This window comes from Brevundimonas sp. A19_0, assembly GCF_017744255.1.
Taxonomy (GTDB): Bacteria; Pseudomonadota; Alphaproteobacteria; order Caulobacterales; family Caulobacteraceae; genus Brevundimonas.
In genome coordinates this window covers 1-7,916 of sequence record NZ_JAGHQP010000033.1, presented here as the reverse complement: position 1 = coordinate 7,916, position 7,916 = coordinate 1, and the positions used below count along the sequence as shown (strand labels likewise).

The window sequence follows — 7,916 nt, the reverse complement described above, 5'->3', positions numbered from 1 at the left end:
GGACCCCGGAGGGGTGGAGGGGGCAAGGGTCAGGAGGTGGCGTCTGGTATTGGCCCCCTCCACCGCCGTTCGGCGGTCCCCCTCCCTCGAAGCTGCGCGTCGGGGGAGGATCATTTTCTCTGGCTCGCCTTCTTGGCCTTCATCATCTGCATGAAGCGCTCGGCCCAGCCTTCCTTGACGGTCTGGGCGGAGCGGCCGAGGGCGAGGGCGCCGTCGGGGACGTCTTCGGTGATCACCGAGCCCGAGGCGGTCATGGCGCCGGCGCCGATGCTGACGGGGGCGACCAGCGAGCTGTTGGAGCCGACGAACGCCCCCTCGCCCACTGTGGTCTTGTGTTTGAACACGCCGTCGTAGTTGCAGAAGATGGTACCCGCCCCGATGTTGGCGCGCGGGCCGACCTGGCCGTCGCCCAGATAGGACAGGTGGTTGGCCTTGGCGCCCTCGGCGATGTGGCTGTTCTTGACCTCGACGAAATTGCCGATGTGGACGTCGCGGTCCAGACGCGCGCCGGGACGGAGGCGGGCATAGGGGCCGACGATGGCGTCCTCGCCGACCGTGGCGCCTTCCATATGGCTGAAGCTGCGAATGCGGGCGCCCGAGGCGACCTTCACCCCCGGGCCGAAGACGACATAGGGCTCGACCACCGCGCCCGCCTCGATGTCGGTATCCCAGGCGAAATGAACAGTGTCGGGCGCGGGCATGGTCACGCCGCGGGCGAGGAAGGTCTCGCGCTGGACCTTCTGGAACAGGGCCTCGGCCTCGGCCAGTTCGGACTGGGCGTTGACGCCCATGACCGCGTCCTCTGACGCCATGACGGCGCGGGTCGGCACACCGGCCTCGCGGCCCAGCTGGACCACATCGGTCAGATAGTATTCGCCCTTGGCATTGTCGTTGCCGACCTTGTCGAGCAGGTCGAACAGCACGCGCGCCGGGGCCGACATGACGCCCGAGTTGCAGGTGCGGATGGCCAGCACCTCGGCCGAGGCCTCTTTCGCCTCGGTGATGGCGGTCAGTTCGCCACCCTCAATCACCAGACGGCCGTAGGCGCCGGGGTCGCGCGCCTCGAAGCCGATGACCGACAGGGCGTCGGCGGCCTCGAACACCGGGGCGATGTCGCGGGCCTTCAGCAGGGGCACATCGCCATAGGTGATGACGACCTGGCCCTCGAAGCCGTTCAGCGCCTCGCGCGCACACAGGACGGCGTGGCCGGTGCCCATGGGCGGGTCCTGGACCGCGATGGCGGCCTCACCCAGCCGGGCGACGACATGGGCGCGCACCTCGGGCGAGTGATTGCCGACGACCACGACGATCCGTTCACAGCCCAGGGCCTCGGCGGCATCGATGGCGTGATCCAGCATGGCGCGCCCGCCGACCGGGTGCAGCACCTTGGGCAGGCGGGATTTCATCCGGGTACCCTGCCCGGCCGCCAGAATCACGGCAGCGCGGGGAAGCCCGGCGTGGGTTTCGGTGGTCACGTGGCAAGCCCTCGTCTAGTCGTCCGGGGGCCATAACGCATGAAACGGATAAAGGGGAGGCTGGATGTCGTCGAAGGCGAACGGATGGACACTGCTGTTCGATCTCGACGGCACGCTTGTCGAGTCGGCCCCTGATCTGGTCGGCACGCTGAATGCCGTTCTGGGCACGGATGATCTGCCGCCCCTGCCGCTGGAGCGAGGGCGGCATCTGATCGGTCACGGGGCGCGGGCGCTGCTGCGGCGGGGGTATGAGGCGGCGGGCGCGCCGCTGGCGGCCGAGGCGCTGGACGCGCGGTTCGCCCTGTTCCTCGACCTCTACGTCGGGCGGATCGCCGACCTGACCCGGCCCTATCCCGGCTGTGTCGCGGCGCTGACGGCGCTGAAAGACGAAGGCTTTACCCTGGCGGTGGCGACCAACAAGCGGACGGACCTGTCGGTCGCCTTGCTGGACGCGCTGGAAATGACCGGCCTGTTCGCCTGTGTTCTGGGGCCGGACCGGGTGTCGGCGAGGAAGCCCGACGCCGCCCATCTGATCGAGGCGCTTGCGGCCTGTGGCGGGGATCGGGGTCACGCCTTGATGGTCGGCGACAGCAGTCTGGATGCGGGCGCCGCCCGTGCCGCGGGCCTGCCGTTCGTGGCGGTCGGATTCGGCTATGCGGACGTGGCGATTCCGGCGATGGCGCCGTGGGCGGTGCTGGACCACTACGACGGCTTTCCGGCCCTTGTGCGTCGCTGTGCGAATGAGACCGAACAGGGCCTTGCCCTTGCCGGATCGCCGGGCTAAACACCCCGCCTCCTGACCGGTCGGATGCGTAGCTCAGCGGGAGAGCACCTCGTTCACACCGAGGGGGTCACAGGTTCAATCCCTGTCGCATCCACCATTCCTTCCCCTCCCCGATCAAATGTCATGAGCAGGTGACGCCGCGCTTGATCGGGGCCTGTAACCGGTTACGTTGGCGCCAACGAAAAGCGAAGGGCAGGTAACGCGATGGCAGGCGTCCGTCTCAACGGCGTGCGGAAAGACTTTGGCGCCGTGCAGGTGCTGAAGGGCATCGACCTGGACATCGCCGACGGCGAGTTCGTGGTATTCGTCGGCCCCTCGGGCTGTGGCAAGTCGACCCTGCTCCGGACCATCGCGGGCCTCGAGGAGGCCAGTGCCGGCGAGGTGATCATCGGCGACCAGGTGGTCAACGACCTGTCGCCCTCGGACCGTGGCATCGCCATGGTGTTCCAGTCCTATGCGCTCTATCCGCACATGAGTGTGCGCGATAACATGGCGTTCGGGCTGAAGCTGGCGAAGCACGACAAGGCCGAGATCGAGCGCCGCGTGGCGGCGGCCGCCGAAATCCTGAACATCACCGACTATCTGGATCGCAAGCCCAAGGCCCTGTCCGGCGGCCAGCGCCAGCGCGTGGCCATCGGCCGGGCCATCGTGCGCGAGCCGCGCGTCTTCCTGTTCGACGAGCCTCTGTCGAACCTCGACGCGGCGCTGCGGGTGCGGATGCGCTATGAGTTCGCGGCCCTGCACCAGCGACTGAAGACCACCATGGTCTATGTGACCCACGACCAGGTGGAGGCCATGACCCTGGCCGACCGGATCGTGGTCCTGAACGGCGGGATCGTGGAACAGGTCGGGGCGCCGATGGAGCTGTACGAGCGGCCCTGCAACCGCTTCGTCGCCGAGTTCATCGGCAGTCCCAAGATGAACATGATCCCGGTGACCCTGGTGGAGGCCGGGCCGAAGGGCGCCGTTCTGAAGACGGCCGGCGGCGATACGCTGCGCGCGGCGGTCAGGGCCGACGGTGCGAAACCGGGGGATGCCCTGACGCTGGGCATCCGCCCCGAGCACCTGTCCCTGGACGGGCCGGGCGAGGCGCTGCCGGGCAAGGCCGACTTCGTCGAGACCCTGGGCAATGCCACCTATGCCTATGTCGATATCGGCGCGGGGCATGACACCCTGACCGCCCAGCTGGCGGGCTCGGTGCGGCCGGCCTCGGGTGACCGGCTGGACCTCAAGGTGCCGGCCGAACACGCCTATCTGTTCGACGCGGACGGCAAGGCCTTCCAGCGCCTGTAGAGGCACGACGCCCGCTCAGGGCTGGCGCTCGACCTTCAGGGCATAGGTGCCGGTTTCGCCGGGCGCATAGCTGCCGGCGCGGATGATGTAGACGCCGTCGTCCGGCACTTCCCACTCCAGACGGGCGTGGGTGTCCGACAGGCCGTCGTCGTCGCTGGCCAGCACCTCGATATCATCGCCGTCCTTTTCACGTCCGACGATAACGAAAGCGTCGAAGCTGTTGGAAATCATGGTGATGACCAGGGTCTCGCCGGCCTTGGCATTGATCCGGTAGGCGTCGAAATAGCTGTTGTCGGCGGCGGCGGCATCGGTCTCGGTCAGGGTGCCGCGGGCGGTCGACCCGATCAGGATGCTGCCGGGTGTGGGTGCCGGTCCGCGATCGATCAGCTCGATCGAATAAAGCCCCTCGCTCCCGGACGACAGCGGCGAGACGCGCACCACATAGTCGCCGGTTTCCGGGAGGGTGAAGTTCAGGCGGGAATCGGTGCCCTCGCCCAGACCGTCGTCGTCCTGGGCCAAGGCGTCGAACTCGCCGTCGGCCGACCCGAGGCGCAGGAAGGTGTCGAAGTCACCCGAGCGGGCGATGATCTGGACGCGATTGCCCTCGACACCGCTGAAGCGGAAGGAGTCATAGCCGCGCTCCTCGGCATCTTGTGGGTCCTGATCGTCGATGGCGCCCTGAACCACCCTGCCCCATGCCAGCGGGGCCGGCGGGCGCTCGGGCGCCATCTCGGTCACGCTGAGGGTGTAGTCGCCTGCCGCCGTCTGGCTGAAGCCGCGCACCTCGACCCGGTACAGGCCGTCGGCCGGCAGCGTGCTGACGATGCGGGAATTGGTGCCCTGGCCGCCGCCGTCATCGTCCTCGCTGAGCGGTACGCCCCCCTCTTCGCCCTGGTACAGGACGAGATAGGTGTCGAAGTCTTCCGAGCCGAGGCGGATCTGGACGCGCTGACCCTCCTGGCCGCGGAACTCATAGACATCACTGCGGTAGCCGGCCTCATCCAGAGCCGAATCGACCGTCAGGCTGCCCTCGGCCTCGTCGCCGATGCGGATGGACCGGGCCTGCGGCGGAGGCGGCGCCTCTGCCACCGTCAGGCTGTAGCTGCCGGTTTCGTCCAGGGCGAGGGGGCGGGCGCGCACGACATAGTCGCCGGTGGCCGGGGCGGTGAAGATCAGGCGCGAGTTCAGGCTGTCGCCGTCGTCGTCGTTGTAAGCCAGTTCCTCGAACACCTCGGTGTAGGCGTGGCCGACCTGAACGAAACTGTCGAAGTCGTCCGACGTCAGGGTGATCAGGATGCGTTCGCCCTCTCGTGCGCTGAAGCGCCAGGCTTCATAGGGCACGTCCTCGTCGGTCACCGGGTCGGTGTCGTCGATTGTGCCGGTGACCGTCTGGCCGAGACTGAGGGCCGTGGGCTCGGGCGCGGGAGGAGGCGCCGGCCGCTCGTGCGCAATCAGATTGTAGGTCCCGCGAGCCTCCTCGCTGAAGGCCCGGGCCCGCAGGGTGTAGGTGCCGTCGGCGGGGACCGTGTAGCGCAGGCGGGCATTGGTGCCCTCACCCGCGCCGTCATCGTCGACCGAGACCGGCGCGCTGCCGTCGCTGTCGGGGCCATACAGCTCGAGATAGGCGTCGAAGTCGTCGGAGTTCATCATCACCTCAATCCGCTGACCGGCGGTGAGGTTCAGGGCCCAGGCATCATAGGGCTGGCCGAGGGCATCGCGGGCATCCTCGTCGACCAGGCTGGCGTCCACGCCCTCGCCAAACATCAGGGGAGTCGCGTCCTGCGCCAGCGCGCCGCTGGCCGACAGGGCCGCCCACGAAACGGTGGCAAGCCCGATGAGTTTGATCCCGCGGAATCGGCGCATGGTGTCCCCTTCACATCTTTTCCCGATCATAGACGCCGAACCCCGGCCTATGTAAATCGCCTGACCGCAACGATTCCTGACGAGGGATCGGCAGAATGGACACGCCATGACCGCGACACCCACCCCCACCGCCCGGATCATCGACGGCAAGGCGCGGGCGGCGGCCCTGGTCGACCAGGTGGCCGAAGCCGCGGCCCGGCTGAAGGAAGAGACCGGCGTGGTTCCCGGTCTGGCCGCCGTGCTGGTCGGCGAGGACCCGGCCAGCCGAATCTATGTGAAGAGCAAGGGCGAGACGGCCGCGCGCGCGGGGCTGAATTCGTTCACCCACACGCTCGGCGCCGAGACGACCGAGGAAGAGCTGCTGGATCTGGTGGCCCGGCTGAATGCTGACCCGGCGGTGCACGGCATCCTGGTGCAACTGCCCCTGCCCGCGCACATCCGCGAGACGGCAGTGTTGGCGGCGATCAATCCGGACAAGGATGTCGACGGCTTTCACGTCATCAACGCCGGGCGGCTGGCGACCGGCCAGCCCGGGCTGGTGCCCTGCACGCCGCTGGGCTGCATCAAGCTGTTGAAGGCGACGCTGGGCGATCTGTCGGGCCTGAACGCAGTGGTGGTCGGGCGCTCGAATATCGTCGGCAAGCCTATGGCGCAGTTGCTGCTGGCCGAAAGCTGCACCGTCACCGTGGCCCATTCCCGCACCCGGGACCTGGCCGAGGTCTGCCGCCGGGCCGACATTCTGGTCGCGGCGGTGGGCCGGCCGATGATGATCCCGGGCGACTGGATCAAGCCGGGCGCAACGGTCATCGACGTCGGCATCAACCGCGTGCCCTCGGCCGATCCGGTCAAGGCCGCCGAAGGCAGGACCCGGGTGGTCGGCGATGTCGATTTCGCCTCGACGGCCGAGGTGGCCGGCGCCATCACCCCGGTGCCGGGTGGGGTCGGGCCGATGACGATCGCCTGCCTGCTGGCCAACACCTATTCCGCGGCCTGTCGCGCGGCCGGGGTCGAACCGTCACAGTTGGACGCTTGAAGACCGGACCATCCGCGCCGATACTCTGAAAGAGGCCGGATCGTCGGCCGCACCTTTCGAGGGGGCTATCCATGACCGTTCTGCGTGCGCCTGTACTGGCGGTGGCCGCCGTGACCCTGACGCTGGGGGGCTGTGGCTACAACACCATCCCCACCCAGGAAGAGGCCGCCCGTGCGAAATGGGCCGATGTCGAGGCGCAGTACCAGCGCCGCGCCGATCTGATTCCGAATCTGGTCGCGACCGTGCAGGCCGCCGCCATTGCCGAGCGCGAGACGCTGACGCAGGTGGTCGAGGCCCGCTCCCGCGCCACCTCGATCCAGCTGGGCGCCGACGCCCTGTCGGACCCGGCCGCAGTGGCGCGCTATCAGGCCGCCCAGGGCGAACTGAGCCAGGCGCTGTCGCGGCTGATGCTGGTGGTCGAGCGCTATCCCGAGGTGAAGTCGAACGCCAACTTCGTCGCCCTGCAAAGCCAGCTGGAGGGGACAGAGAACCGGATCGCCGTTGCGCGTCGCGACTATAACGAGGCGGCGCGGGTCTATAACACCACCCTGCGGACCTTCCCCGGCAACATCTGGGCCTCGACCTTCCACTCGGGCTCCGAACCCCTGCCGCTGTTCAGCGCGGCGCCGGGCGCCGATGCCGCGCCGCAGGTACAGTTCAACGTCGGATCGACACCCGCACAGTGAGCCTCGCAGCCACCCTTGCCGTCTCCCCGGCCCTCTTCAGGGGGCGGACGGCCCTGCAGCCCCTGCTGGCCGGACTGGTCCTGCTGCTGGCGTGGACGATGCTGGCCCTGCCCGGCCATGCGGACCCGCGCTTTCCCGAGCTGACCGGCCGGGTCGTCGATCAGGGCAACCTGCTGAGTCCGGCGAAGGAAGCCGAACTGGAGACGCGTCTGGCCGCCCTGGAGCGCGACACCACCGATCAGGTGGTGGTCGTGACCCTGCAGTCGCTGGAGGGCTATGACATTGCCGACTACGGCACCCGGCTGGGCCGCCACTGGGGCATCGGCCAGGCAGACAAGGACAATGGCGTCCTGCTGATCGTCGCCGTGGACGAGCGCAAGATCCGCATCGAGGTCGGCTACGGGCTGGAGGGCATACTGACCGACGCCCTGTCGGCCCTGATCATCCACGACCAGATCACCCCCGCGTTCAAGACCGGGGCGTTCGAGCGCGGGATCGAACAGGGGGTCGTGGCGATCGAGCAGCAACTGAGGCTGGACCCGGAGGAAGCGCAGGCCCGCGCGGCGGCAGCCGAAACCGCCAAGGCCGATGTGCCGGTCGGCGCCCTGATCATGATCGTCATCGTGTTCGGCTTCATCCTGCTGGCCTTCATCGGCGCGCTGGGACGTGGGGGACGGCGCTGGAAGGGTGGCGGCTCTGACATTTCGCCGATCCTGATCTGGGCGGCCTCCGAGGCCCTGCGGTCGCGGGGCGGCCGGGGCGGAGGGCGCCCAGATCAGGAT

The 7,916-nt window shown here is 68.5% G+C and carries 7 protein-coding genes and 1 tRNA gene; 6 read left to right on the top strand and 2 right to left on the bottom strand.

Features of this window, described 5'->3' with window-relative positions:
• Positions 1-110 precede the first annotated feature (110 nt).
• On the bottom strand, positions 111-1,475 hold the full coding sequence (gene glmU, locus J7346_RS14690) for a bifunctional UDP-N-acetylglucosamine diphosphorylase/glucosamine-1-phosphate N-acetyltransferase GlmU (protein ID WP_209120720.1): 1,365 nt from the start codon (positions 1,473-1,475) through the stop codon (positions 111-113).
• Between the two features lie 64 nt (positions 1,476-1,539).
• Here glmU and J7346_RS14685 point away from each other — a divergent pair, with 64 nt between their 5' ends.
• The 3 genes from J7346_RS14685 (at position 1,540) to ugpC (ending at position 3,552) form a co-directional block, all read left to right on the top strand.
• Positions 1,540-2,259, top strand: coding sequence for an HAD hydrolase-like protein (locus J7346_RS14685; protein ID WP_209120719.1), 720 nt, complete (start codon positions 1,540-1,542; stop codon positions 2,257-2,259).
• Positions 2,260-2,281: 22 nt separating this feature from the next.
• Positions 2,282-2,356, top strand: a tRNA-Val gene (locus J7346_RS14680).
• A 107-nt stretch (positions 2,357-2,463) separates the two neighbouring features.
• Positions 2,464-3,552, top strand: coding sequence for a sn-glycerol-3-phosphate ABC transporter ATP-binding protein UgpC (gene ugpC / locus J7346_RS14675; protein ID WP_209120718.1), 1,089 nt, complete (start codon positions 2,464-2,466; stop codon positions 3,550-3,552).
• 15 nt (positions 3,553-3,567) lie between these two features.
• Here ugpC and J7346_RS14670 read toward each other — a convergent pair whose 3' ends face one another.
• Entirely contained in the window at positions 3,568-5,415 is a 1,848-nt protein-coding gene (locus J7346_RS14670) for a pre-peptidase C-terminal domain-containing protein (RefSeq protein ID WP_209120717.1), read from the bottom strand.
• Between the two features lie 106 nt (positions 5,416-5,521).
• Here J7346_RS14670 and folD point away from each other — a divergent pair, with 106 nt between their 5' ends.
• From folD to J7346_RS14655, 3 genes are all read left to right on the top strand, one after another.
• On the top strand, positions 5,522-6,448 hold the full coding sequence (folD, locus tag J7346_RS14665) for a bifunctional methylenetetrahydrofolate dehydrogenase/methenyltetrahydrofolate cyclohydrolase FolD (RefSeq protein WP_209120716.1): 927 nt from the start codon (positions 5,522-5,524) through the stop codon (positions 6,446-6,448).
• A gap of 71 nt (positions 6,449-6,519) precedes the next feature.
• Positions 6,520-7,134, top strand: a complete 615-nt coding sequence (locus J7346_RS14660) for a LemA family protein (protein WP_209120715.1) — start codon at positions 6,520-6,522, stop codon at positions 7,132-7,134.
• Positions 7,131-7,916, top strand: a 786-nt coding sequence (locus tag J7346_RS14655) for a TPM domain-containing protein (protein ID WP_209120714.1), incomplete at its 3' end; no start/stop codon positions are given. The genes J7346_RS14660 and J7346_RS14655, both read left to right, overlap by 4 nt.